Here is a 24,864-nt window from a genome sequence, read left to right as displayed (position 1 = left end):
TCCTCTTGCCAGCAATATTAATCAACAAACTTTACAAGCTACCCTTAGGCAACAAACAACATTCCGATCCACTCGGCGATTAAGGCTGGTTTTGCTTCACCTTCAATCTCTACCGTAAATTCAGATTTCACCATAAATTGGCCTGGGTGCTTCTCTTCAATAGACATCAACTTAGCCACACCACGAATTCGGCTATTCACCTTCACCGGTGCCAAAAAGCGTACTTTATCACAACCGTAGTTTACGCCCATCTGAGTGCCTTCGATCATAAAACCGGCGGTTTCAGAAAAATGAGACAGCATAGATAAGCTCAAAAATCCGTGGGCAATAGTGGTGCCAAACGGTGACTGCTTCGCCTTTTCTGGATCAACATGGATAAACTGATGATCCAAAGTACAATCGGCAAAAGCGTTAATCTGCTCTTGGGTTACTGTATGCCACGCGCTTGGCTCAGCCACTTTACCCACTGCCGATGCAATATCTTCCCGCTTGATAATGTTCATGTTAAATAGCACCTTATAAATATTATGAATAGTGATAATGGTAAACAATAACTTATATGAAGAGTAAACATACCGATTTTTTCACGCCGGTGCACCTTGTTAAGCACTAAAAATTAAAAATCATCTTAGAGGGCCAAGAAACTGTCAGTTTTAACCGCAATGTCGGTATACTGCGCCCTCTGTTTTCCTTAATGTAGTTTCAATCTATGAACACAAATGACAGCCCTGAGTACCTAGAGCGCAAACGCTTTTTTGAGAGCCTGCTAACTATTTTTGGGCGCAAACCCGTACTTGAAGCGCTGCAGGACGACAGTGTAAAAATTCACCGCCTACACCTTGCAAGCAGCAATCGTAGCGACGGCATCATCACAGAAATTAGCCAACTGGCCAAAGCCAAAGGCGCCGAAATTTTGTACCACGATCGCCAAGAGCTTTCGCGCATCTCTAAAAATGCCAAGCAAGATCAAGGAGTCGCCGCTGATTTGATTTGCAGTGCATATGGTAATTACCAAGATTTTCTAAATGAACCAAGCCGAGACAATTATCAGTTGTTGGCGGTAGACAGCATCACCAACCCACAAAACCTTGGAATGATTATTCGTTCGGTCTGTGCAGGTTTTGTCGATGGTTTAATCTTACCCGAGAAAGGTTGTGCCAAGCTGGATGCCCTAGTAATTAAAGCCAGTACCGGCACCCTATTTCGAACCCGCATTTTGCGCTGTAAGCAGCTGCACAAATGCCTAGATGATTTTCGCCAACACGAAGAAAACCCAGCCGATGTATATGGCCTAAGTTCACACGCAAAAAATCAACTGAAAGATGTCCCCGATAATCGCGCCAATATATTTGTACTCGGCAATGAAACCCATGGCGTAAGCGAACATGTCGCCGAACGCTGCAATAAAATGTTGGCCATTCCAATGAATAACGATGTCGAGTCTTTAAATGTTGCGGTGACGGCCAGCTTGATTGCTTTTAGGGGACAAATTTAGGCTATGCCTAGCATGAATTGTTAAATTTTCGTTTTCCAACGACAGGGAATGTCCGATGCCAACAAACCATTTCACCGAATCTATTAAATTGCTACTGATATTGGCTTTTATCAGCCTAGGCAGTGCCAATGACAGTTATGGAGCAAACGTAGCTTCCTGCTCTGCCAGCGAGAGTAAACCCTCAAAGAAACACAACGTCTATTTTGCCAACCAGTCGAGCGAGCCAATTAAGCTTCATTGGATTGACAACAACGGGACCGCTCACCCGTTCAAACAACTTGCCGCCCAGCAGAGCTTTCGGTTCACCTCAAAGCAAGGCCATCGTTTTAGCCTCGGCAAGAATGACAAACCCAAGCCTTGTTTTATGATCGGTAATACGAGAGTACAAGCTATCGTTTACGGGCAATCTAAGGATTTGTATTTCAACAACGGTCAATTCCACAAGGCGGATTTCAAGGCGCCTTTTCAAAGTACTGGCTACCTAGTAAAACTGTTAGGAAACACTTCCTTTAGCCAAGCTCGCAATATTCTGTCTATCGATTCCAGTGGAATAAAAAAACTATCATTACGCACCCCCAAAAATAACAATAAACAAGATTTATCCGCAGAAGTTTTTGAAGTGAAACTTGGCCCTTCTAACACGCAATCTACACCACAACAAGCTAAGCCATGGCAAATTTTAAGGCTTGTAATTATCGATAGCATCGCAGAAGAAAAAAGGCAAGAATTGGCAGATGAGCTCGCCGCTATAGCTGCCCGCATCCCGCACTATCTAGCCAAACACAGCAAGCAAATTGAACTACATCCAGGAGAAGGCTGGCCAAGTGCCAATAATTCAGAGCACAGCTTTACCATGGGGGTTGATACATTCAATAAATTAAAGCAATACGGTGTCATCGACAGTACATTCTTTCATGAGATGACACACATCGCGCTAGACCCTAAGTTCAGGAACGACCACAGATGGTGGCAAGCGCAAAGTCAGGATCAAACTGTCATTTCCGATTACGCTATGAAAAGTCCTTACACTGAAGATCTAGCCGAATCTTATTTACCCTATTACCTTCTCAATTGTTTACCCGAAACCCTGAGTCAAGGCAAGCAAGAAACTATCCAGAAGACCATCAAGCATCGCATAGCTTTCTTTGAGCAACAGATTCCAGCAATATGCGGATAAAAAATCTCGAAAAGATATTAGTTGTTTTGAATTGACTCTGCCTGCCAAAGACTTTTAAAAAAATAAGCCGATACAAACAATAAAATACTGGCTGCTGCTGAGAGCTGCAACACCAACGCTAAGCCAAAGTGCTGCGCACCGTAGCCAGCAGCAATCGCCCCTAGAGGCGCCGAGCCAAATAATGCCAGCTGATAAATTGATAACAAACGCCCGCGTAAGGACTGTGGCGCTTGGCTTTGCATTAAGCTGCGTCCCAAACTGGCCGAAACCCCGGTTAGCAAGCCCCAACAAAACACTAAGATAAATAAGCCATTGAGTAAGGGCCCCGCACTGATCGCGAGCATAATCAGTGCTGCATAGAGCACACATAGAAACAAGGCCCTTCCGGGTCGCTTGACCTCAGCTCTGCGCAGCAAGCCCATAGTAGCCATGATTGTTCCCATCACAAAGGTCAGCTGCAACCAGGCATAAAAATCGGCACTGCGTTGATATACATCGCGCACCAACAGCGGTAGCACCACCACAAAGGCACCAATATGCAAAAAGCCATTAAAAGCGACCAAGACGGTCAGACTACGGGTAATTTTATTGCACCAACAATACTCTAAACCATAAGACCAAGCGGCAAGCTCAAAACGCTTCGCTTGAACCTCCCCCAAACTAAGGCACAAAATAGCAGCCACTAATAAAGCTAAGACCTGTAGAGTTAACACCCAGCCTATGCCTACTTGATCTAATTGCCCAGCTAACAATACGCCACTGGCCTGTAAGCTGTACTGAAAAAAGCTGGCCCAACTAACAGAACGTTGCACGGAGCTATTCGAAACATTGGCTAATAGGCGCTCGCGCAAGGGTTGAATAAAGGCATTGATGGCACCGATAGCCATACCGTAGACAATTAAAGCGGGCAGCTCTAGATTATCTGCGTGCAACAAACCCAGTAATGAGAAGTGAGCTAGCGCCAGTAAGGCATATAAAGCTGCTAAATATTTCACGCTGGGGTAGCGATCAGCCAAGACCCCACCGGCGAGCATTAGCAATAAGCTCGGTAATAAGACGCTAGCTTGCACCCAGCCCAGCTCTTGTGCTGATGAATTTAAACTCAGCAGCGCCAACCAAGGTAACAACACCACTTGTATACCATTGGCAAAAGAGGCGCTGCCCACCACCCCCAGGTAGCGTTGCATTTTATTCATAGGCCACCAAAAGGCAGCGACAACTGAAACAACAAATTAGGCCGCGTCGTTCTCCGATGCACTTTGCTGACAAGGTGTCGGTAAAGCTAATGCGACAACTTGTAGCTGACATTGCTCTATAGCCGTATCCAGACATGTATAGTTCTTTTGCCAAAGGGTAGTTTTACTCAAAGGATTATACGCGATCAACGCAAAAATTGAGCCCCGCTTACCGGGTACTTTACCTTCGGCTAAATATAAGTACAAAGAATCGTTCAACAAAACGCCAGCCTTAAAACAGTTCTGACGATTTATTTCGCTGACACAGCGCTTGCGGTTCAAACCTAAAAAGGGGCTGTTACTTCTTATCCAAAAATCAATGGCCCGTGACATGATGTTCTCCAAAATTATGACAGTACAAAGGTGATAGCTAAGGGATTAGCTTCACATTCGTTCTGGCAATAAATCGGATTTACCACAGTACATTTTGAACAGCGTGTTCAAATAGACAGCCACAAAAAAGCCCTCAAAGGTTTAGTGTTAAAAAACACATCCAGTGAGGGCTCGATATTCGATATGCCTGAAGCCTTGCTTTGTTGCCAGCGATTCAAGAACTTTGTCTTGTAAATCGGCTAGCCTCATCGCTGGGAACGATCTTATGTCGTCCCTTCTCAGCAACCACCTTGCCCAAGTTGGCAGGTTGGCGATGGCGAAATGCCACCCTCTGGATGAAAGTGCGAGCATACTAACGGCAGCAATCAAGCTGGTCAAGGGATAATCAATACAACAATGCCTCTTGTATCATTAATCAGCTTATTGGTACCATGGTACCAATAAGGACTTAAGCCATAGAAATTGATATCGAGAAGAAAACCATGAGCCAAGAAAACGCCGTATTTCCAATGCAAGGACGTGATAGTGAGGAACTGTTAAAGGAACTGAAAGACCGCCAAAAGCAGGACCTTAATTGGCGCGAGGGCCGTGTCTTCTCCTACGTTTACGACGCCGGCCCCGAGGCCATGTCGCTCTTGAAAGACGCCTTCAATATGTACCTAACCGAGAATGGCTTGGATCCAACCACCTTCCCCTCGGCGATGGAACTGGAAAAGGATGTGCTGCGTATGGCCCTAGACCTTATGAACGGCGGGTCTGAAGCCGAGGGCAGCTTTACTAGTGGCGGTACCGAAAGCTTGCTCTTATCGGTAAAAACCGCAAGGGACTTTGCGCGAGAGAATAAGCCAGAAATCCGCGAGCCTGAATTATTACTTCCGGAAACAGCACACGCCTCTTTTTTTAAGGCCTGCCACTATTTTGATGTCAAACCCGTTGTGGTGCCGGTAGACCCGATTAGCTTTACTGCCGACCCTGCCGCTATGGCCGAGGCGATTACTCCCAATACCATTATGATGGTAGCCTCAGCGCCTTCTTATGCACACGGTGTTATTGACCCGGTACGTGAACTGGGTGAAATTGCTTTAGAAAAAGACATCTTGTTTCATGTCGATTGCTGTGTCGGCGGAATGTATCTGCCATTTGCGAAAGAGCTCGGCTTTGATACTGGCGAGTTTGATCTCTCCGTACCTGGCGTTACTCAGATATCTATGGACTTCCACAAATTGGGCTACGCCGCTAAGGGTGCCTCCGCTATTTTGTATAAGCATGGCCACTTAATGCGCCGCCACCAATACTTTGCTTGGTCTGGCTGGACTGGCTACTCGGTAATAAACCCTACAGTGATGTCCACTAAAAGTGCCGGCCCTGTCGCTGCTTGCTGGGCCATTATGAATAAGTTAGGTAAACAAGGCTATTTGGAGCTGGTTGAAAAAACCCAGGCCGCTGCCGATGAAATTCGTGGTGCTATCGCGGACATCCCACAACTCAATCTATTAGGTGATGCCAGAATGAATCTACTGGCCTTCAGTTCAGATAAAATTGATGTCTTTAAGCTCGCCGAACAAATGAAGAAGCGCAACTGGTACATTCAGCCACAATTCGCCTTTGGCGCTTCACCTGCCAATATTCACCTCACCATCAGCCATGGAAACTTACATGGATTTAGAGAGTTTTTAGTCGATCTAAAAGAATGTGTGCAAGAACTGGACAATAATGAAGCCAAAGCTGCCATGGTCGAGTTGCCTGAAGAAATTGCCGCCCTATTTGAAAATCCAAGCCCACAATTATTTAGTGACTTAGCCGCTATGTTTGGTGGTGATGGCAGCGAGCCACCTGAAAATATGGATGAAATTAATAACCTATTAAACGCCATGCCGCATAATATACGTGACCAACTTATCACTGAGTTTGTAAATCGTATGTTTAGCACTTAACTTTTAGAACAATACCCGCTAAATTGCACAGTTGAATTTTGGGGCTTTGCTCACCTTAAGCTTAGATTAAGGTGAGCAGGTTCATAACAACAAATAATAGAACGCTGAGCGAGAATTCGCCCTATGTCAGCCCCGCAAACAAGTGCTGCTCAAAATGCCAAGCTAAAAGTACCGGCAGGAAATACCACGCCAAGCGCTCAGCACCCAGGCCGCTGGAAAATCCCCTTGGTTTTGATGGTAACCATGTACATTGGTTATCTGGACCGCATGAATATCAGCTTAGCTCTACCACTAATCGCAGAAGAAATGCAGTGGAGCCTCAGCGATAAACAGTACTATGGCGGCTTATTGATGAGCTGCTTTTATATGGCTTATGGCCTGGCCAATTTATTTTTAACGCCATTTGCAGCGCGGCTAGGGCCAAGAAAAAGCCTTCTTATTATCATTGTACTTTGGTCTGTTTTTACCTCTCTTGGCGCTGTTTTCAGTCATTTATTATTGGTTTTTATTGCCAGCCGAATCTTGCTGGGCATTTCTGAAGGTACGCACGTTCCGATGATGAACCAGCTCACCAAAAACTGGTTTAGCGATAATGAGCGCAGCCGAGCCACCGGTATTTGGATGGCAGGCTTATTTATGGCTATCTTAACCGGACCACTATTACTGGTGCCGGTGATGCACCATTTTGGTTGGCGCAGTGGCTTTCACTTGCTGGCAATTGCTGGCTTGATTCTAAGCCTTCCTCTGGTATATCTATTTGTTAAAGACCACCCACCTAAGCAAGACGATCACAGCGATTTTGATAACAGCAGTCAGCAACAACGCTATGCTTTATGGCAAGTGGTTCGCAGCCCTGCGTATATTGCCGCCCAGTGCATGGGGGTTTTTAATAATATGCTGGCAGTTGGCATCAGCAATTGGATGCCTAGCTATTTATCCAGTCGAGATGACGTAGAATACTCAGACCTTGCCTATCTCAATGCCGTGCCCTACGCCTTTTCTCTTTTGGCCTTGTTTGCCTTCACGTGGATAGGCGATAAGACCAGTCGCCGGGCCTTAAACGCAGCCATCTGCTTTTTCTTGGGCGGTCTAACTTTATTTCTATCCTTTAATCAAGAGTCACTCATGGTCACCATGCTGGGATTCACCCTTGGGGTATGCTGCATTACGGCCTTTACCGCCTGTGAGCACCCAGTCGTTCAACGCCTATTCCCCCAACACTTGGTCGCTCAGGGCTCTGGTATTTTTAACGGCACCGCGATGATTTTAGGTGGTGGCTTGGGTACCTTTTTAGTAGGGCAAATCATGGCTGACAGTAACTTCCAAGTGAATATTTGGCCTTTATTTTTCTTATGTGTTGCCGCCAGTATTAGCGGTGTGTTTCTTCATAAAATCATTCGCTTTTAATAGCTGCAAAACTAGATGTTGGTATTGATTCCTAAGCCGCGCTTTTGAACCTTCGAGAGCCAATCCTGTCCATATAGCCCAGCCCGTAAACATAGTACGTTGTGTTTTGGACTTATTGCTGCCACCATTTGCAATTCCCGACTCCATTAAGACCCACTCTATGAAAACACTTCTATTAGCATTCTCTATTTTTGTTCTTTTAAATTTGCAAGGCTGTACCGTCGTCGCCATTGCCGATGCGGCCGCATCTACGGTCATCGGCGTTGGAAAAGTTGCTGTAAAAGGAACCGTCGCCGTTGTCGATGCTGCGATTCCAGACGATGACGACGATGACGAAGATCAGGAAGACGATGAGCCTGATAATGATGAAGAGTGATGGGGGCGGATTTAGAGCTTACTTTGAAAGAAATTGCTAAAGGGGCTTTCGCCCCAACCATGTTAGTTTGTGCTCGCCTCTACTCTACACAAGCCTGAATAAGACGTGCCGCCAGCTTTGCGGTACGACCATCAATATCATATTTAGGATTCATCTCGGCTACATCGACCAGCAACAAAGGCACATTTAGCTCATCACAAATTTGGCGCAGCTGGTGAATTAAACGAAGCACGACATTTGGTGATAGGCCCAGGGCCGATGGCGCACTAACACCCGGAGCGAAGGGCGCTGAGATCGCATCCAAACAAATGGTCAGGTAAAGGCCGGATTTATCCGCAAGAAAATCGCGTAGCGCCAAATCCATCGCAGGAAGATCTAACTCCGTGCAATCTACATCGGCACGCCAATAAACCTCCTTTTCAGCGGCAAAATCAAACAAAGCACGCGTATTTGCGCTGGGGTTTACTCCGAAACATGCATAGTGAAAAGGCCAATCATGCTGCTCACGATGCTCAGCAATTTGTCGAAAAGGCGTTCCGGAAGAACCATGCTCAGCCGGTTTTCTAAGATCCAAGTGCGCATCGATATTGAGTACCGCCAATTGTGCTACATCCTTATCTTGCTGACGCAGCGCAGCTTCTAAACCGCTATAACTCGCCCAAGCAATTTCATGACCACCACCCAAGCCAATCGCTAAACCATCCGATTGAATAATCTTCGCGACTTTATGGGCATACTCAAGCTGAGCCGCTTCCATGTCTGGGCCAACACAGGTCACAGTACCGGCATCAAATAAGCTTTCTTTCAGCTCGGCACCTAAGTAAGTTATCGGCTGCCAGCTTAAACCGGCCAAAGCTTGACGCAAGGCTGCTGGGCCTTCTGCAGCACCATCTCGCCCCTTATTGCGACGAACCCCTTCGTCACAGGCAAAGCCCAGTAAAACCGGAGCTTGCTCCAATTTACCGGCAGCCCGATCAAAATCCTTAACAATTTGGTGCCAACGTGGCGCAGGACGATCTTCCTCGTCATCCACCCGGCCCTGCCATAATTTCGCATCAAATGGGCTGTACATCAGCATACCTCAGTTATTATTTATCAGTATTTTAAGAGCTTAAGGCTGTAAGAGCCATTAGCTAAAAGGCTAGCGTTAAAAAGCCATAAGCTAAAAGCCTAATGCCAAAATTGCTTACAACCAATTACCTTCACGAATAATGGCCGCAGGTTTAACTAAATTAAAACCATAACTCAGCTCGCTAGGGTGTCCTATATTCCACATGAGCAAGTCAGCATCTAAACCAACTTTTAGCAGTCCCTTGTGAGACGACAAGCCCAAAGCTTGGGCGGCATGCTGGGTGACGCCACGCAGACTCTCTTCCGGTGTTAAACCAAATAACACGCAGGCTTGATTCATCGCTAGACGCAGCGAAGCCAAAGGAGATGTACCAGGGTTTAAATCTGTCGCAACCGCCATAGCAACATTGGCATTACGTAAGGCGGCAATTGGTGGCAACTGTGTTTCCTTTAACGAATAGAAAGCACCCGGTAGCAATACGGCCACTGTATCTGATTTTCTTAAGTGCGCGACATCGGCTGCTTGCAAATACTCAATATGATCCACTGACCAGCCGTCAAATTCAGCCACCAACTTAGCTCCACCAAGATCACTTAATTGCTCTACATGGCCTTTGACCGCCAAACCATGGGCCTTGGCGGCTTCAAAAACCCGACGACATTGAGCAGGACTAAAACCAACTCCCTCGCAAAACACATCGACGGCATCGGCAAGCTTCTCGGCTACAGCTGCCGGAATAATTTCGCGGCAAACAAGATCTATATATGCATCGGCATTGTCTTTAAATTCCAGCGGCAGGGCATGGGCTGCTAATAAGGTCGTGCTGATATGAACTGGAAACTCGGCCGATAGCTGTTTGGCGATGCGCAACATTCGCAGTTCTTGCTCTAAACTTAGCCCATATCCCGATTTAACCTCGATAGTTGTGACACCTTCGTCCAGCAATGCCTGCAAACGCTGCGCTGCGCCTTGGTAGAGCTCTTCATCCGTTGCCGCTCGCGTAGCCATTACGGTACTGGCAATTCCTCCGCCCGCTTGGGCTATCTCCTGATAACTGCGCCCTTGTAGGCGCCATTCAAATTCCTGCGCCCTATTACCACCCCAGATAAGATGATTATGACAATCAATCAGTGCTGGGCTAATAAACTGTCCTTGCCCATCAACCGTCAATTCGGCCTCTGGCGCAGCACCCTGCCCTAGGCTGTGGATTTTGCCCTGATCAATGGCCAACCAGGCGTTTTCCAGTAAACCATAAGCAGCTGGCTGCTCTGGGTCTAAAGTAATGAGATGAACATTTTCTATCAGCTGATCCAGCATTTTCAGGCCTTTTATGCTTATTGGCCCTTCGGGCCTGTTAACACGAATTCAGCCTGTATTGTTAAAGCTAAAATTACTTTATTCATTGTTGCTCGTTGCTCATTTAGCGAGACTAAACCGCGCGCCTCGCGCCGCGATTAAGATGATTTTAGCTCTAACAATACGGACTGCCGTTATATTAACAGGCCCTGGGCCACTGCTTTTCTCGACATTATCGCTTGCCAAGATTGACAAGTTAATGGCATTCTAGTTGTATATACAACCATAGACAACCTTAATTGTTCCTAATCCGCAGGGAAAACCCTAAGCAATGGAACAAACCAGGCAGGGAATAAATGGCGACACCACGCTTTGAAACCATAAAGGCACATATCGAAACTCAAATTAACCAAGGCGACTTGCGCCCTGGCGATCGGGTGCCCTCTGAAAATCAATTATGTGAGCAGTTTGATGTTAGCCGTATGACCGCTCGCCGCGCCCTGCAAGCTTTAACGGACGATGGCCTACTCATTAGAACACCCGGCCTAGGGAGCTTTGTTGCAGAACAAAGGCCGGTAGCTTCGATGATGGAAGTGCGCAATATCGCCGACGAAGTCCAGCAGCGTGGCCACCGCTACCGCGCCGAAATTTTAAAAATGGAAAACTGCCCTGCCGATGAGCAGCAAGCTTGGTTATTAAATGTAAAACCAGGAACGGAGCTATTCCATAGCTTGATCGTGCATTATGAAGACGATATTCCGCTGCAATGGGAAGACCGTTTGGTGAATCCAAGCATGGCTCCTGAATATCTGCACCAAGATTTTAGTCAACGCACGCCCAATGCTTATTTAAGCCAAGTAGCCCCTTTAACCGAAGCCAGCCACAAAATTGAAGCTGTGCTAGTAGACGCACAAATTGCCAGCGCTTTAGACATCGATCTAATGTCACCTTGCCTACAAATTAGCCGACGTACCTGGTCGGCTAAAGGTGTGGTGAGCTTGGCAACATTAATACACCCCGGTGACCGCTACTGTTTGGGCGGCCACGTAAAACAATAATTTTTCTCTTGTTTGACACACAAGGTACAAATACACAGTAAAGCGGGCCACAAGCCCAGTGATAAATAGGTGACTTATGACAACTGATACTCGCCACGATCCGAAGCGGCTGATCAAAGCCGCGACCGGTACAGAAAAAACCGCCAAAAGCTGGTTAACTGAAGCTGCACTACGCATGCTGATGAACAATCTTGACCCTGAGGTTGCTGAGCACCCGGCCAACTTAGTGGTCTACGGCGGTATCGGCCGCGCTGCTCGCGACTGGGCCTGCTATGACAAGATTGTGGAAGTTCTTACCAATCTTGAAGATGATGAGTCATTGCTGGTTCAAAGCGGCAAGCCTGTTGGTGTATTCAAAACTCACGCCGATGCGCCACGTGTTTTGATCGCCAACTCAAACCTAGTGCCACATTGGGGCAACTGGGAGCACTTTAACGAGCTCGATAAAAAAGGCCTGATGATGTATGGCCAAATGACCGCCGGCTCTTGGATCTATATTGGCTCCCAAGGCATTGTTCAAGGTACTTATGAAACCTTCGGCGCAGTGGCCCGTCAACATTTCGATGGCGATGCCAGCGGCAAATGGGTATTAACCGGTGGTCTGGGTGGCATGGGTGGCGCTCAGCCACTGGCGGCAACCATGGCAGGTTTTTCAATGATCGCGGTTGAATGCGATGAAAGCCGCATCGATTTTCGTTTATCTAATCGCTACTTGGATAAAAAGGCGCAGAGCCTAGACGAAGCCTTGGCGATGATTTACGAAGCTAAAGAAGAAGGCAAAGCCATCTCCATCGGCTTACTGGGTAATGCCGCCGATATATTCCCTGAACTAGCTGAGCGCAATATCATCCCTGATGTGGTAACGGATCAAACCAGTGCCCACGATCCACTTAACGGTTATTTGCCGCAAAACTGGAGCATGGAAAAAGCCGCCGAAATGCGCTTAAAAGATGAAGCGGCTGTTGTACAAGCGGCGAAAGAATCTATGGCGGTGCAGGTGCAAGCCATGCTGACCTTGCAAGAGCGCGGCGCAGCGACTTTGGATTACGGTAATAACATCCGTCAAATGGCCAAGGAAGTGGGCGTTGCAAACGCCTTTGATTTCCCAGGCTTTGTACCGGCGTATATCCGCCCACTTTTCTGTGAAGGTATTGGCCCCTTCCGTTGGGCTGCCCTAAGTGGTGATCCAGAAGATATTTACAAAACCGACGCCAAAGTAAAAGAGCTCATTCCAGATGATGCCCATTTGCATAACTGGTTGGACATGGCCCGTGAGCGAATAGAGTTTCAAGGGTTACCCGCCCGTATCTGCTGGGTTGGTTTAAAAGATCGCGCCCGCTTGGCCAAGGCTTTTAACGAAATGGTTAAAAGTGGTGAGCTTAAAGCGCCAATCGTTATTGGTCGCGACCACTTAGATTCCGGCTCAGTAGCTTCACCTAATCGTGAAACCGAAAGCATGAAAGATGGCTCTGATGCGGTTTCTGATTGGCCATTACTGAACGCGCTATTAAGTACGGCCGGTGGCGCTACTTGGGTGAGCTTACATCACGGTGGCGGTGTTGGCATGGGCTTTAGTCAGCATGCAGGTGTAGTGATTGTTGCAGATGGTACAGATGCAGCCGAGCAACGTTTAGGGCGAGTACTGTGGAATGACCCGGCTACCGGCGTCATGCGTCATGCCGATGCAGGATATGATATCGCGATTAACTGCGCCAAAGAAAATGGCCTGAATCTTCCGATGCTTGACCAATAAGGGATATTGCCATGCAAGTTTTAAACATTATTCCGGGTCAGTTGAACTTGGCCCAACTAAAACAACTGGATCTGGCTCCTCATAAAATTGAGCTGGACCCTAGCTGCTTTGAAGCTATTCATAAATCGGCTGCTACCGTAGCCAAGGTGATTGAAGAAGATCGCGTTGTGTACGGTATTAATACCGGCTTTGGCTTGTTAGCTAACACTCGCATCGATGCTTCCGAGCTAGAAGTGCTGCAAAAAAGTATTGTACTTTCCCATGCCGCTGGCATTGGCAAGTTCATGAGTGAAGCAACAGTTCGCTTATTAATGGTATTAAAAATTAATTCCTTGGCACGCGGCTTTTCTGGTATTCGCTTAGAAGTGATTCAAGCACTGGTAACCTTACTGAACAAAGAAATTTACCCGTGCATCCCAATAAAGGGCTCGGTCGGCGCCAGCGGTGATCTCGCCCCCCTCGCCCACATGAGTTGTGTACTTCTCGGTGAAGGTGAGGCTCTCTACCAAGGCCAAGTTATCTCTTCAAAGGTTGCACTTGAGCTTGCGGGCTTGGAGCCTTTAACGCTAGCGCCAAAAGAAGGCTTGGCTCTACTGAACGGAACCCAGGCCTCAACTGCATTAGCTCTCCAAGGCTTGTTCGCCGCCGAAAATATGTTGGCCGCCGGAACCGTTATCGGTGCACTTTGTGTTGACGCCGCTCAAGGCTCACGCTCTCCATTCGATCACCGTATCCACGAAGTACGCGGCCATCAAACGCAAATCGATATGGCGCAAGCTTATCGTACATTGCTAGATCACTCTGAGATTGAAGAGAGCCACGAGAATTGCGAAAAGGTACAAGATCCTTACTCGCTTCGCTGCCAGCCGCAAGTGATGGGAGCCTGCTTACAACAGATTCGTAACTCGGCCGATATTATTCTGACTGAATGTAACGCAGTTTCCGACAACCCATTGGTATTCCAAGCGGAAGACGACATTATCTCTGGCGGTAACTTCCACGCGGAGCCAATCGCCATGGCCGCTGATAATTTGGCCATTGCTATCGCTGAAATCGGTGCTTTATCTGAACGCCGAATGGCTCTATTGATTGATTCGAAGCTCAGCGGATTGCCACCTTTCTTGGTAAATAATGGTGGTGTTAACTCCGGATTTATGATCGCCCAGGTAACCTCAGCCGCTTTGGCCAGTGAAAACAAAACCCTGGCCCACCCAGCTTCTGTGGACAGCTTACCGACCTCAGCAAACCAGGAAGATCATGTATCCATGGCCACCTTTGCGGCCAGGCGCTTACAAGATATGTCTGAAAACTGCTGCGGTATTCTAGCGGTAGAATTTTTGGCAGCTTGCCAGGGCTTGGATTTTCGTACACCACTGAAAAGTTCTAAGACTTTAGAGCAAGCCAAAACCGAATTGCGCGCCCTAGTGCCCTTCTACGACAAAGACCGTTACTTCGCCCCTGATATTGAGCAAGCCGCCGAGCTGATCAATTCCGGCAAGCTAATGAACTTTGTTGATACAAATATTCGCATTAGCCACTGATTTTGCGCCTAAGCGCAGCCCTGCCGAAAGCTAGGCCCTTTGGGCCTAGCAATTTTTCCCTCCATAAGCCCCGAATAGATTAACGCGACGAATTGCTCACATGCTCTCAATGGAGCTGCTCCGAATATAAAACCCTATGGGCAAAAAACGACCAAGCACGCTCTTTCACATGCAATATTCAATATCCCAAGGTATGATTAGCCGTTACTAACTTACCCCTTATTCTCAGCGCAGAAAGGATTGCTTGTGAAGGATATTTCTGGAACTGAACACGCTCACATTAGCTGTCGAAATTCACGCGGAAAAATCGCCTACGTACGAGATATTCTGGGTGAAGATAAGCTCTCCGAACTCTTTGCTGACATACTCAACCCAGATACCCTTATTTCAGATCAATACAGCTATATGGGTAAAGCTCTAGACGTTGAATATTTCTTAGATGTTAATAACTGGTATAGCAATGAAATTAACTTAAAATTCTTCGCCAACTTAAGCGCAATGGGAGTTGATGCCTACCATACTGGCCAATACACCATTAGCCACGCCAAGGAAACTTTCAATACCGCGATCCTTGCATATATGCGCCTTATGAGCCCAAAGGGCATTATTGAAAAGGCCAATCAGGTCAATGGTATTTACAACCGTACCAAAACAGTAACTGCCGATTCCATTGCGGATGATGGTGCTAAGCTAACTCTTCGATATCACCCTGGCTGCGAGCACAATGAGCAGGTAACCCGGCAAAATATCGGGGTTTACTCTGCAATCTTGGCACATTCTGGCTTCCACGTTACCGATTATGGCGCGCAAGAGTTTAGCTCTCCTGGGGCGCGGACTGAAGTTTGGTTTAAATGGGAAAAAGAAAGTCGCTGGAAGCGCTTGTGGTGGCTTGCTGGAAAGATTTTCACCCGCCCTTTCGCTCATTACATGCAATCATCAGATGTCATTAAAAACTATCATGGGGATCTTGCGAAGAGCTTTGAGCAGGAGATCATTGAAAAGGAAAAACAACGCCAACTTAGTGAAGATTATTATCAACAGTTACTCGAAGAGCAAGCCCAACGCGAAGCCAAACTAAGTTTACTGGTTGAGCAAAAAACCAATGAGCTGCAGAACTTGCTGCATGAAAAACAACGCCTATTCGAAAACATTTCCCATGAACTCAAGACACCTCTTAGCTTAGTTCTCGGGCCACTAGAACTATTAAGCCGAGAAAACCTTAGTAACGAGCAAAACCAGCTGCTCGTACAAGCACAAAGTAACTCTGAAAGGCTTCAAGCATTAGTGGAACAAGTATTAAATCTCGCGGAGATCAAGCTGGTTAAGCCGCAAGAGCTCGTCATCGATTTACCACAGCAGCTTGAAACAATAGCCGCCGGATTTACCGCTCTGCTGGATCAGAAAAAAATCAACTATAGGGTACAGAATAGAATTCAGGGAAAGGCAAAAATCCGACTTTTCGATCAAGCTTTGGAAACCATGTTTGGAAACCTCCTAAGCAATGCCATTAAGTACAGCCCCCCAGATAAAACAATTTCTGTATACCTAGATGAAAGTGAAAAATACTATTCTATTAAAGTGGAAGATGAAAACCCACTTATCTCCCCCGATCTTGAATCGAAACTGTTCGAACGATTCACTCGCGGCGAAAGTCAAGAAGAAGGCCATGGTTTAGGTCTCGCTATTGTAAAGGAATGCTGCGATGAAATCGGTGCAAAAATTTCACTTCAGACAAGCCAACGCGGTAATTGCTTTACTCTAGAGCTGCCATTGATTGAGGCAAATCTAGGCGATAGCATAGAGTACCCGGCGGAGAAAATGGCTATAGAACTTGCTCCGAATAAAGAGGAAGACACGGAGAAAGCACAACTTTTATTGGTAGAAGATAATAATGAACTCGCAGATTTCATGATACGCTCTTTGCGAGAAGAATTTTTGGTCAGTCATTGCATAGATGGCAAAGCCGCACTCGAACTACTGAATCAAGATGATGGCGCCAACATTGAGCTAATTGTGTCAGATGTCATGATGCCCAATATTGACGGCCTAGAACTATGTCACAGCGTAAAGAATGACCTTCGTTTTGCTCACATACCTTTGATTCTCCTCAGCGCCAAGAGCGACAATCAGAGTAGACGTCTAGGCATTCAAGCCCAAGCAGATGATTATATTGGCAAACCATTCAGTGTTGAGTTGTTACTGCAAAAGTTAAGAAACTGGAAGAACACTCACCGAGCGGCTCAAGAGAGGTTTAGAGCATCCCTGCTGCCCAACTCATTGAAGAACAATGAAAATAAAAGCGAGCATGAATTTTTACAGCGCTTTAGGCAAACACTCTCCGAACTCTATACCGACAACGAAATACGCAGCCCACAGTTGGCCAAGCATATGGCTGTCTCGGAGCGCCAACTCAGTCGCCGATTACAATCTTTAGCAGGCGCTGGCCCCGCCGAGCTGTTAAGAAACTATCGTCTAGAAATCGCTAAACAGTTACTAAAAGCAGGAGCCAGCACCAAAACGGCCTGCTTCGAATGTGGTTTCAACTCAATGAGCCACTTTAGTCAGCTCTTTAAAAGCTATTTTGGGATTCCTCCCTCTAAGGTAGAGGGTAGTAAAAGCAAGACAAAAGATGCAGAAGCTGAAATTGAAACCAGTTAGCTCAGGGCGCCTAAATTACCAGCTAGAGGCACATTTGCCCCTCTTAATTTCATCTGTGCTTTCATATAATGCCTTAGGATAACAAGCCCCAAACAACAATAAACACTAGAGCGGCACTATGAGTCAGATTTATACCTTATACGGCGCACCTGCGTCGTTATATACCGGTAAAGTTCGAGCCTATTTGAAGTATAAAAACATCCCCTATCAAGAGCAGATTTCTTCCATGGGGGTATACAAAAAGATCATATTACCAAAAACTGGCGTTGCTATGATCCCTGTTGTCAAAAGCCCAGAGGAAGAATACTGGCAGGACAGCAGCGTTATATTAGATAAGCTCGAACAGCGATTCCCCAGCAAGCCAATATTGCCAAAATCACCAAAACAGAGAATGCTGGCCTTGTTATTCGAAATGTACGGTGATGAGTGGCTAAGACTACCCGCCATGCACTACCGCTGGAATTTCCCCGAGCAAAATTTAGAGTTTATCAAATCAGAGTTTGGTGCCAGCGTTGCACCTAAAATGCCAAAGTTTGTGCAACGCTGGCTCGGGAAGAAAGTTGTCGACAAGTTTTCAGGCTATGTCGAACCTCTTGGTATCACCCAGGGCAATATTAGCGCTATAGAAACTTGGTATGAAGAGTTTCTATCTCAGCTCAATGAGCTGTTTAGCCAGCAGGATTTTCTATTGGGAAGTGCTCCATGCATTGGAGACTTTGGCTTGATGGGGCCACTCTATGCACACCTATATAGAGACCCCTATCCTGGGCAACTGATGAAGGAAAAAGCCCCCAATGTCGCCAGCTGGGTTGAGCGTATGAACAACTCTTGCGATATTGAAGGTGAGTTTTTAGCCGATGATGAGATTCCCAAAGCGCTAGAGCCAATACTACAGCGACTGTTTTCGGAATTTTGGCCATCACTCCTCAATAGCTGTAAAAACATTGAGCACTGGGCAAAAGATCAGGCTCCTGGAAGCCGCCTACCACGCATGCTAGGCATGCAGGAGTTTCGAATAGCAAATACTACAGCACAGCAAATGAGCCTGACTTATGGCCAATGGATGCTGCAACGGGTACTTGATCACTACCAGGATCTAAATGAGGACGAAAAATCCTTAAGCGGCGAGTATTTTGCCCATTTTAATGATGGCTCAAATCCGCTCGATATTAGTTTACAAAGTAAGGTGAAATTTGAACGAAATCGCCTTGTCTTAGCCTAAAGGCCGAAATTGGGAAGGTTTAAGGCTGAAATAACAAAGCCAAGCTTTCCCAAATGGCTAAAATAATGCCCTGAGAGCTCAAGCCCTTTGGGTAGCTCACGGATGAGCGGCTCTCACTTTCTCTGAATTTTGGCCTCCGCCTGCTTCAAATTCCCCGGCAATTAAACCGCCAATCTGGGCGTTTAAAACTTTGGCTTCGCACGGCCTGCCTTAATTTGACCACGTTTGTTTTTGCTATCCATACGGCGCGCTTTAGCCGCACGGCTTGGCTTGGTAGCGATACGCTTTTTTTGTGTGTATGCGACAGATTGTATTAACTCGCGCAGCCTGTCGAGGGCGGCCTCGCGATTTTTATCTTGAGTGCGAAACTGCTGGGCCTTAATAACCACAACACCTTCTTTGCTGATGCGCTGATCTTTAAGTGCTAACAAGCGATCACGATAGAATTCAGGCAAACTGGAGCGGTGAATATCAAACCTTAAATGAATAGCCGTGGAGACCTTATTGACGTTTTGGCCACCACTGCCCTGGCTACGAATAGCTTTCAGTTCAATCTCATCATCTGCCAGCGCAACATTATTGGAAATTCTAAACATAAGGCCCCTACTCAGAGCCTCACATTGGACTGCAAAAAACGCTTAAGCAATGGCATCACCCACGCGAACCACCTTCATGGTGTTGGTACCGCCATGCACATTAATGTAATCACCTTTAGACAAGATAACCAGATCACCGAGCTCTACCACACCGCGACGTTGAAGTTCATTGATAACACTTTGATTCATCTCTTCAGGCGCTACAATCAGGGTGTTAAAGGTCACCGGTACCACCCCTCTAAACATCGCCATACGATTTTCGGCATCTTGTTGCGCGGTAAAAGCAAAAATCGGAAGGCTCGAGCTGATACGCGACATCCACAGGGGCGTTTTACCGGTTTCGGTTAAGCTAATAATCGCTTTTACACCTTCAAGGTGGTTGGCGGTATACATCACGGCCATCGCAATCGACTCATCTACGGCGTCAAACTGTTGGTGTAAACGATGCTGGGATTGTTGAATTTCAGGGCTGCGTTCAGCACCAATGATAATACGCGCCATTGCCTCTACGGTTTCAACTGGAAACTGCCCTGCGGCCGTCTCCCCAGAAAGCATAACCGCGTCAGTTCCATCCAGTACCGCATTGGCCACATCAAATACTTCAGCGCGGGTAGGCAGCTGGCTATCAATCATGGATTCCATCATCTGGGTAGCCGTAATCACCAAACGATTCGCCTTGCGAGCGCGGCTAATCATGTCTTTTTGAACACCAATCAACTCGGCATCGCCGATTTCTACCCCAAGGTCTCCACGGGCCACCATGACACATTCTGATGCTTCGATAATGCCGTCTAAAACAGATTTATCAGAAACGGCTTCTGCCCGTTCAACCTTGGCGACCAAACTTGATTCACCTCCAGCCTCTTCCATTAACTTTCTGGCCAAATTCATATCGTCAGCGCTGCGCACAAAAGAAACCGCCAAATAATCGGCTTTAATTTCAGCGGCCAGTTTAATATCGGCTCTGTCTTTATCCGTCAAGGCCTCGGCCGATAAGCCCCCGCCCTCGCGATTAATGCCTTTGTTATTCGATAGCTTGCCTGCGACAACGGTTTTGGTTTCAATACGACTACCGCTAACAGCGGTAACCTCCAATACTACTCGACCATCATCTAGCAACAGGCGATCACCGCTACTAACGTCTTTTGGCAGCTCAGAGTAATCGATACCAACCTCTCGTTGATTACCAGCCTCGCGCTCCAAGCTGGCATCCAAAGCAAAGCTATCACCCAAAGCCAATTCAATAGGGCCATCAGCAAAACGGGCGATACGAATCTTAGGGCCTTGCAAGTCACCAAGAATGGCCACGGTTCGGTGTAGGCGACGAGCAATTTTTCTGACCTGCTGAGCACGCTGACGGTGATCATCATGACTACCATGGGAGAAATTCATGCGCACCACATTAACGCCAGCTTTAATCACTTTCTCTAGTACACCAGGGGCGTCAGTAGATGGTCCTAAAGTGGCTACGATTTTGGTACGGCGAATGGTACTCACAAATAACTCCAATTAAGTCAATGTTTCGGGTTTAAAACAGACACTATACCAGCTTTAAATGACAGTGATATAAATGCATAAAGAAGAAGGCGACGTTCTAGCCAAAGCAGTTAGGTATAGTAGCTAAGTTTAGTAACTAGGTGTTGTCGCTAAATGTTATCGCTACTTACTAAAGCAATCAGTGGGCTTTAACCTTTTCAGCGCCACAACGCTCACAGCGATAGCGGGTAACCAATTTACCCTGCTTAACGTCAAATTGCTTTGCGGAGCAGATTTTCCATTTGTGAAAGCCGCTGCGACACAAGCTTTTGCCCTTGTGTTTTTCAGCAGCGGTTTTTCTTTTAAATGGCAGAACCTCGCCCATAGGAAGAGTTAAACTACCTTGATATGCCAAGGTTCATAGCGAACCCCTAGGCGGTTATCAGTGGTATAGCGAATCTGCACATAACCTAAATCTTCCATGGTTTTAAACTCACGGGTTTGCGCAAATTGATCGGTGAAGTTCTTTGCTCCCCAACCTATACGGCCCACATCAAAATCTCCGATGCCATGGAAAGAGTGGCCAGGGGGTGCTAGCGAGCGAGAGGCCTTAGAAAGATTAAATTCTGACTCGACAGCTTTATTTAAAAACAACATCATCTGCTTAACGTTACTGCGAATGCCAGAGGTCAAAATAATATTCTTGCCGACATCTTTTTTAAGCTTGTTGTAATAATTTAAGGAATCACCTGCGAAGAGGTAATGCCCTGAATATGGAACCTTTACAATATCTTTTTTAGCAATACGATCGCTTAAGCTACCCGAAACCTTTTCTCCAAAAAAACCATACTCACTGGCCTGAGTTTCGAAGATCATTTCCATAAAGGCCAACTCTTCGTCGGTAAAGCGACCAATTTTGCTGTACTTACGCCCAAAGCGAATGACCTCATCAAAGCCCAAGACATTGAAATTACCATGCCCCACAATTTTTTGGGCTCGCCCCAAACGCAAAGCTACTGAAAGTAGAATACGGCGCTGGTCTTTCGGTAGGTAGACATCATCGTGAAATTCATTTTCAAAGAACTTCACTTTATCGAGATTGATATCCCCTTCGGCATTGGGGTCCACCAGAACGACCTGCTCGCGATCTTGAGAAACAATTTGCTGAGCTTGCTCAGAACCAGCCGCCTGATTGACATCAACTGCAGGCATAGCTGGGAGTTTTTCACGGATAACCGTACCGCTAAGCGAGTTGCTGTCAAACAGTTCGCCATTATCCACTGGGGTCTTTGGGTCTAATTGAATGCTTGGATTATTCGCCTTTGCATCCGCCTCTAAAGCCACTTTGTTATTGGCATCGTGAGCTGCAGATGAAATCGTATCAGCCGGGTGTGGCATAACAAATTCAGCGTCGCTGGGCGGATCTAGGGGGATAGGATCAATATCACCTAGCTCGGCTTGCACTGGTGCATCATCTAAAGCCTCGTTGGCTAAAGACTGCAATAAATATGAGCCTGTCCCAGTAACACCTGCACCGGCAACAAAACCCACTAATAAATCCCGTCGTTTCACTTTCTATATCCCCGAAAAACTGCCTGTTCTCAGTTTCAAACTGAGCTAAACCACAGCCCTAATTTCCTAGATTGGGTATTTCTAAACCCACGACCTGTTTAACAGGTTCTATATATAGTTATCGCTTATTGATTCGCTATTGTAGCCTGCTAGGCGCCTTATTGTCAGCCAATGGCAAATCATTGCACCTATATTACCGACACCTAATAACAATAATAGTAGAGCATTTGAAAAAACGTCCAGTTTTTGACTCAATGAACGCAAAAAAATAACAAAGCACCTCAACAATAGTGGCTAACTATATGATGAGTAAGCACTTTTGTGTAGGACTGTATAGTTTTAAGGGATTTAAAAAGCTGGTTTTTCTGGAATAAAAGCCCAACAGAACCCATTTTGGCGCGCCAAGAGTCCATATCGGAGGAAAAATATCGAAGGCTGTGAGTAAAATTAGTACTTAAGAGGGAGTGGCGGGCAGAATCTATCACTGCCCACCAAAAAGGATTTTAGGTTCTTGGTAAAGTCACACCACGCTGCCCCTGATATTTACCGCCTCGGTCTTTATACGAAGTCTCGCAAACCTCATCAGATTCAAAGAACAACATTTGAGCAACGCCCTCATTGGCGTATATTTTTGCAGGTAAAGGCGTGGTATTGGAAAACTCTAGGGTGACATGACCTTCCCACTCTGGCTCAAGTGGCGTTACATTCACGATAATCCCACAGCGCGCGTAGGTGGATTTACCCAAGCATACGGTCAGCACATTACGAGGAATGCGGAAGTATTCAACGGTACGTGCCAGCGCGAATGAATTCGGTGGAATCACACAGACATCGCTTTTGATATCCACAAAGCTGTTTTCATCAAAGTTCTTTGGATCCACGATGGTTGAATGAACATTGGTGAAGATTTTAAACTCGTCGGCACAACGCACATCATAGCCATAGCTAGAAGTACCGTAGGAAACCAGACGCTGGCCCTGGCTGTCGTAGCGCACCTGCTCGCGCTCAAAAGGTTCGATCATGCCGTGCTCTTCGGCCATACGGCACATCCATTTGTCAGACTTAATGGACATAAACAGCCTCTATCCTATTGCTTAATTAACTCGTTAATTGATATTTGCCCTGCAGCAGGACAGAAAGTGGGCCGAATCATATAGTGTTTTCGACCATGGGAAAAGCGCACCTTATTCGGCATTCCACTATGCCCCCCAAAGGGAGGCGCCCGCGGCCACAATACTAGTCGTTACTAAACACCAACTCAGGCCCGGCCTGCCCGGACTCTGATTGCAAAAATAGCTGAGCAGCCAATTTACTGGCCGCCTCAACATAAGCCATCGCTAACGCAGAGCTCGGTGACTTCACCACAGTCGGCATACCGCCATCTAAATCCTCACGCAACTGTTTGTCGATAGGTAACTGTGCTAAGACTTCTATTCCGTATTGTTGAGCAATCCGCTCGCCGCCACCTTCGCCAAAAATCGCCTCTTGGTGGCCACACTGACTGCAAATATGATGGCTCATATTCTCCAACACCCCCAAGATAGGCACATTAACCTTATTGAACATTTCAATGCCCTTCAAAGCGTCTATCAAGGCAATATCTTGGGGGGTGGTCACGATAAGAGCACCACTTAGAGGCACCTTCTGAGATAGGGTTAGCTGGATATCGCCCGTGCCAGGGGGCATATCGATCAATAGATAATCCAATTGCGGCCAGGCCGTTTGTAAAAGCAGTTGCTGCAGGGCTCCGGCCGCCATAGGGCCTCGCCAAACCATAGGCGTTTTATCGGTGACCAGGTTGGCCATCGATATCACTGCTAAACCATAGGCTTCTAGAGGGTACATTTGTTTCTCCCCCTTTACTCTTGGGCGCTGTCCATCTAAGCCCAACATATGGCTTTGGCTAGGACCGTAAATATCCGCATCCAAAATGCCCACCTTTGCGCCTGATGCTGCCAGGGCTAAAGCCAAATTTACTGTGGTGCTGGATTTGCCCACCCCTCCCTTACCAGAAGCTACCGCAATCACATTCGCGATATTTTCTAGGCCTGGGATGTCAGCCGGCATGCTACGAGGGGCTTTCCAGCTTATGTTGACCTCAAGACTTTTGAGCGGCCAAGACTGCTCTTGAGTTAATTGCATAAATGCCTGCTGTAATTGCTGCTCAACAGACCAACGATAAGTATCTATAGGGTATGGAAACTCAAGTTTAAGCTGCAAGGCCTCCCCTTCAACAACGGCCTGCTTTAGGCAATCTAAGCGATTGAGCTCTCGATGCAGTAAAGGGTCTAATACACGGCTTAATAGCTCGTCGCACAAAGGCTGGATGTCTTGGCTCATAGTGACTCTCTTGAATACATTAACTGCCAATATAATGGGGACGCTTTATCCAAATGACAACGCCCTAAAGGCAATTTTTAGCTCTAAGCTGCGCTGCTACAACCATTTAAAAAGTGCATATTTCAATCAACACAAAGCCAGTAATGGCTTTCCAAGCTGCTCTAGACAACCCAAGCCAAAGACTAAGCTTATGCCTAAATAAAAGGGTTTTAAGAGTATTTAGCGATAGTTTTCAATGCTATAATCCGCGGGTTTTGCCGCCTGATGGCTAGCTAATTAAGACATATTGCATTTGATCCACTATTTCTGGACAGATGAGTGAA

At 46.7% G+C, this 24,864-nt stretch carries 21 protein-coding genes and 1 riboswitch; of the genes, 10 read left to right on the top strand and 11 right to left on the bottom strand.

Annotated elements, in window-relative coordinates:
* Positions 1 to 44 precede the first annotated feature (44 nt).
* Positions 45 to 503, bottom strand: coding sequence for a MaoC family dehydratase (locus tag Q1A41_RS02450; RefSeq protein ID WP_299974216.1), 459 nt, complete (start codon positions 501 to 503; stop codon positions 45 to 47).
* A gap of 206 nt (positions 504 to 709) precedes the next feature.
* On the opposite strand from Q1A41_RS02450, the gene Q1A41_RS02445 reads away from it, so the two are divergent.
* On the top strand, positions 710 to 1,495 hold the full coding sequence (locus Q1A41_RS02445) for an RNA methyltransferase (RefSeq protein WP_299974213.1): 786 nt from the start codon (positions 710 to 712) through the stop codon (positions 1,493 to 1,495).
* A 55-nt stretch (positions 1,496 to 1,550) separates the two neighbouring features.
* The gene (locus tag Q1A41_RS02440) at positions 1,551 to 2,672 is read left to right on the top strand and encodes a hypothetical protein (RefSeq protein ID WP_299974210.1); all 1,122 of its coding nucleotides are present in this window, start codon (positions 1,551 to 1,553) and stop codon (positions 2,670 to 2,672) included.
* A gap of 17 nt (positions 2,673 to 2,689) precedes the next feature.
* Here Q1A41_RS02440 and Q1A41_RS02435 read toward each other — a convergent pair whose 3' ends face one another.
* Together Q1A41_RS02435 and Q1A41_RS02430 are read right to left on the bottom strand one after the other, a co-directional pair.
* Entirely contained in the window at positions 2,690 to 3,868 is a 1,179-nt protein-coding gene (locus tag Q1A41_RS02435; RefSeq protein WP_299974207.1) for an MFS transporter, read from the bottom strand.
* A gap of 36 nt (positions 3,869 to 3,904) precedes the next feature.
* Complete coding sequence (locus Q1A41_RS02430) at positions 3,905 to 4,240, bottom strand: hypothetical protein (protein WP_299974204.1); 336 nt, start codon at positions 4,238 to 4,240, stop codon at positions 3,905 to 3,907.
* A 214-nt stretch (positions 4,241 to 4,454) separates the two neighbouring features.
* Positions 4,455 to 4,584, bottom strand: a riboswitch (SAM-I-IV-variant riboswitch).
* 138 nt (positions 4,585 to 4,722) lie between these two features.
* Here Q1A41_RS02430 and Q1A41_RS02425 point away from each other — a divergent pair.
* The 3 genes from Q1A41_RS02425 to Q1A41_RS02415 all read left to right on the top strand — a co-directional run bounded on the left by Q1A41_RS02425 (position 4,723) and on the right by Q1A41_RS02415 (position 7,957).
* Complete coding sequence (locus Q1A41_RS02425) at positions 4,723 to 6,174, top strand: aspartate aminotransferase family protein (protein ID WP_299974201.1); 1,452 nt, start codon at positions 4,723 to 4,725, stop codon at positions 6,172 to 6,174.
* 123 nt (positions 6,175 to 6,297) lie between these two features.
* Entirely contained in the window at positions 6,298 to 7,581 is a 1,284-nt protein-coding gene (locus Q1A41_RS02420) for an MFS transporter (protein WP_299974199.1), read from the top strand.
* Positions 7,582 to 7,741: 160 nt separating this feature from the next.
* A complete protein-coding gene (locus Q1A41_RS02415; protein ID WP_299974196.1) occupies positions 7,742 to 7,957 on the top strand; it encodes an NF038104 family lipoprotein in 216 nt (71 codons plus the stop codon).
* A gap of 79 nt (positions 7,958 to 8,036) precedes the next feature.
* Here Q1A41_RS02415 and hutG read toward each other — a convergent pair whose 3' ends face one another.
* On the bottom strand, positions 8,037 to 9,029 hold the full coding sequence (gene hutG, locus Q1A41_RS02410) for a formimidoylglutamase (protein ID WP_299974193.1): 993 nt from the start codon (positions 9,027 to 9,029) through the stop codon (positions 8,037 to 8,039).
* A gap of 114 nt (positions 9,030 to 9,143) precedes the next feature.
* Positions 9,144 to 10,346: an imidazolonepropionase gene (gene hutI, locus Q1A41_RS02405; protein ID WP_299974190.1), complete on the bottom strand. Its 1,203-nt coding sequence runs from the start codon at positions 10,344 to 10,346 to the stop codon at positions 9,144 to 9,146.
* Between the two features lie 335 nt (positions 10,347 to 10,681).
* Here hutI and hutC point away from each other — a divergent pair, with 335 nt between their 5' ends.
* From hutC to Q1A41_RS02380, 5 genes are all read left to right on the top strand, one after another.
* The gene (hutC, locus tag Q1A41_RS02400) at positions 10,682 to 11,383 is read left to right on the top strand and encodes a histidine utilization repressor (protein ID WP_299974187.1); all 702 of its coding nucleotides are present in this window, start codon (positions 10,682 to 10,684) and stop codon (positions 11,381 to 11,383) included.
* Between the two features lie 76 nt (positions 11,384 to 11,459).
* Complete coding sequence (hutU, locus tag Q1A41_RS02395) at positions 11,460 to 13,136, top strand: urocanate hydratase (protein WP_299974183.1); 1,677 nt, start codon at positions 11,460 to 11,462, stop codon at positions 13,134 to 13,136.
* Positions 13,137 to 13,147: 11 nt separating this feature from the next.
* A complete protein-coding gene (gene hutH / locus Q1A41_RS02390) occupies positions 13,148 to 14,677 on the top strand; it encodes a histidine ammonia-lyase (protein ID WP_299974180.1) in 1,530 nt (509 codons plus the stop codon).
* Between the two features lie 246 nt (positions 14,678 to 14,923).
* Positions 14,924 to 17,335 carry an ATP-binding protein gene (locus tag Q1A41_RS02385; protein ID WP_299974178.1) on the top strand — a complete coding sequence of 804 codons (2,412 nt, stop codon included), beginning with the start codon at positions 14,924 to 14,926 and terminating at the stop codon, positions 17,333 to 17,335.
* 118 nt (positions 17,336 to 17,453) lie between these two features.
* The gene (locus Q1A41_RS02380; protein WP_299974176.1) at positions 17,454 to 18,557 is read left to right on the top strand and encodes a glutathione S-transferase; all 1,104 of its coding nucleotides are present in this window, start codon (positions 17,454 to 17,456) and stop codon (positions 18,555 to 18,557) included.
* A 182-nt stretch (positions 18,558 to 18,739) separates the two neighbouring features.
* On the opposite strand, the gene arfB is transcribed toward Q1A41_RS02380, so the two are convergent.
* The 6 genes from arfB to apbC form a co-directional block, all read right to left on the bottom strand.
* The gene (arfB, locus tag Q1A41_RS02375) at positions 18,740 to 19,153 is read right to left on the bottom strand and encodes an alternative ribosome rescue aminoacyl-tRNA hydrolase ArfB (RefSeq protein WP_299974174.1); all 414 of its coding nucleotides are present in this window, start codon (positions 19,151 to 19,153) and stop codon (positions 18,740 to 18,742) included.
* 42 nt (positions 19,154 to 19,195) lie between these two features.
* Positions 19,196 to 20,650, bottom strand: coding sequence for a pyruvate kinase (pyk, locus tag Q1A41_RS02370; RefSeq protein WP_299974171.1), 1,455 nt, complete (start codon positions 20,648 to 20,650; stop codon positions 19,196 to 19,198).
* Positions 20,651 to 20,828: 178 nt separating this feature from the next.
* A complete protein-coding gene (locus Q1A41_RS02365) occupies positions 20,829 to 21,014 on the bottom strand; it encodes a hypothetical protein (RefSeq protein ID WP_299974168.1) in 186 nt (61 codons plus the stop codon).
* Positions 21,015 to 21,022: 8 nt separating this feature from the next.
* A complete protein-coding gene (locus Q1A41_RS02360; RefSeq protein ID WP_299974165.1) occupies positions 21,023 to 22,201 on the bottom strand; it encodes a M15 family metallopeptidase in 1,179 nt (392 codons plus the stop codon).
* Positions 22,202 to 22,704: 503 nt separating this feature from the next.
* Complete coding sequence (gene dcd / locus Q1A41_RS02355) at positions 22,705 to 23,274, bottom strand: dCTP deaminase (RefSeq protein ID WP_299974162.1); 570 nt, start codon at positions 23,272 to 23,274, stop codon at positions 22,705 to 22,707.
* A 163-nt stretch (positions 23,275 to 23,437) separates the two neighbouring features.
* Positions 23,438 to 24,541 (bottom strand): iron-sulfur cluster carrier protein ApbC, encoded by a 1,104-nt coding sequence (gene apbC, locus Q1A41_RS02350; protein ID WP_299974159.1) that lies wholly within the window; start codon positions 24,539 to 24,541, stop codon positions 23,438 to 23,440.
* Positions 24,542 to 24,864 lie beyond the last annotated feature (323 nt).

The organism is uncultured Pseudoteredinibacter sp., from assembly GCF_947502065.1.
In the GTDB taxonomy this organism is placed as follows: domain Bacteria; phylum Pseudomonadota; class Gammaproteobacteria; order Pseudomonadales; family Cellvibrionaceae; genus Pseudoteredinibacter.
The sequence above is the reverse complement of the archived record's forward strand: the minus strand, read 5'-3'. Positions and strand labels throughout refer to the sequence as shown.

What these genes read in the sequence shown, in the direction of transcription:
- Q1A41_RS02430 (WP_299974204.1), bottom strand. Translation starts at nt 4,240, where the DNA reads ATGTCACGGGCCATTGATTTTTGGATAAGAAGTAACAGCCCCTTTTTA.
- Q1A41_RS02380 (WP_299974176.1), top strand. Translation starts at nt 17,454, where the DNA reads ATGAGTCAGATTTATACCTTATACGGCGCACCTGCGTCGTTATATACC.
- apbC (WP_299974159.1), bottom strand. Translation starts at nt 24,541, where the DNA reads ATGAGCCAAGACATCCAGCCTTTGTGCGACGAGCTATTAAGCCGTGTA.
- hutC (WP_299974187.1), top strand. Translation starts at nt 10,682, where the DNA reads ATGGCGACACCACGCTTTGAAACCATAAAGGCACATATCGAAACTCAA.
- Q1A41_RS02420 (WP_299974199.1), top strand. Translation starts at nt 6,298, where the DNA reads ATGTCAGCCCCGCAAACAAGTGCTGCTCAAAATGCCAAGCTAAAAGTA.
- hutG (WP_299974193.1), bottom strand. Translation starts at nt 9,029, where the DNA reads ATGTACAGCCCATTTGATGCGAAATTATGGCAGGGCCGGGTGGATGAC.
- Q1A41_RS02450 (WP_299974216.1), bottom strand. Translation starts at nt 503, where the DNA reads ATGAACATTATCAAGCGGGAAGATATTGCATCGGCAGTGGGTAAAGTG.
- Q1A41_RS02425 (WP_299974201.1), top strand. Translation starts at nt 4,723, where the DNA reads ATGAGCCAAGAAAACGCCGTATTTCCAATGCAAGGACGTGATAGTGAG.
- Q1A41_RS02445 (WP_299974213.1), top strand. Translation starts at nt 710, where the DNA reads ATGAACACAAATGACAGCCCTGAGTACCTAGAGCGCAAACGCTTTTTT.
- hutI (WP_299974190.1), bottom strand. Translation starts at nt 10,346, where the DNA reads ATGCTGGATCAGCTGATAGAAAATGTTCATCTCATTACTTTAGACCCA.
- Q1A41_RS02365 (WP_299974168.1), bottom strand. Translation starts at nt 21,014, where the DNA reads ATGGGCGAGGTTCTGCCATTTAAAAGAAAAACCGCTGCTGAAAAACAC.
- Q1A41_RS02440 (WP_299974210.1), top strand. Translation starts at nt 1,551, where the DNA reads ATGCCAACAAACCATTTCACCGAATCTATTAAATTGCTACTGATATTG.
- hutH (WP_299974180.1), top strand. Translation starts at nt 13,148, where the DNA reads ATGCAAGTTTTAAACATTATTCCGGGTCAGTTGAACTTGGCCCAACTA.
- Q1A41_RS02415 (WP_299974196.1), top strand. Translation starts at nt 7,742, where the DNA reads ATGAAAACACTTCTATTAGCATTCTCTATTTTTGTTCTTTTAAATTTG.
- arfB (WP_299974174.1), bottom strand. Translation starts at nt 19,153, where the DNA reads ATGTTTAGAATTTCCAATAATGTTGCGCTGGCAGATGATGAGATTGAA.
- dcd (WP_299974162.1), bottom strand. Translation starts at nt 23,274, where the DNA reads ATGTCCATTAAGTCTGACAAATGGATGTGCCGTATGGCCGAAGAGCAC.
- hutU (WP_299974183.1), top strand. Translation starts at nt 11,460, where the DNA reads ATGACAACTGATACTCGCCACGATCCGAAGCGGCTGATCAAAGCCGCG.
- Q1A41_RS02435 (WP_299974207.1), bottom strand. Translation starts at nt 3,868, where the DNA reads ATGAATAAAATGCAACGCTACCTGGGGGTGGTGGGCAGCGCCTCTTTT.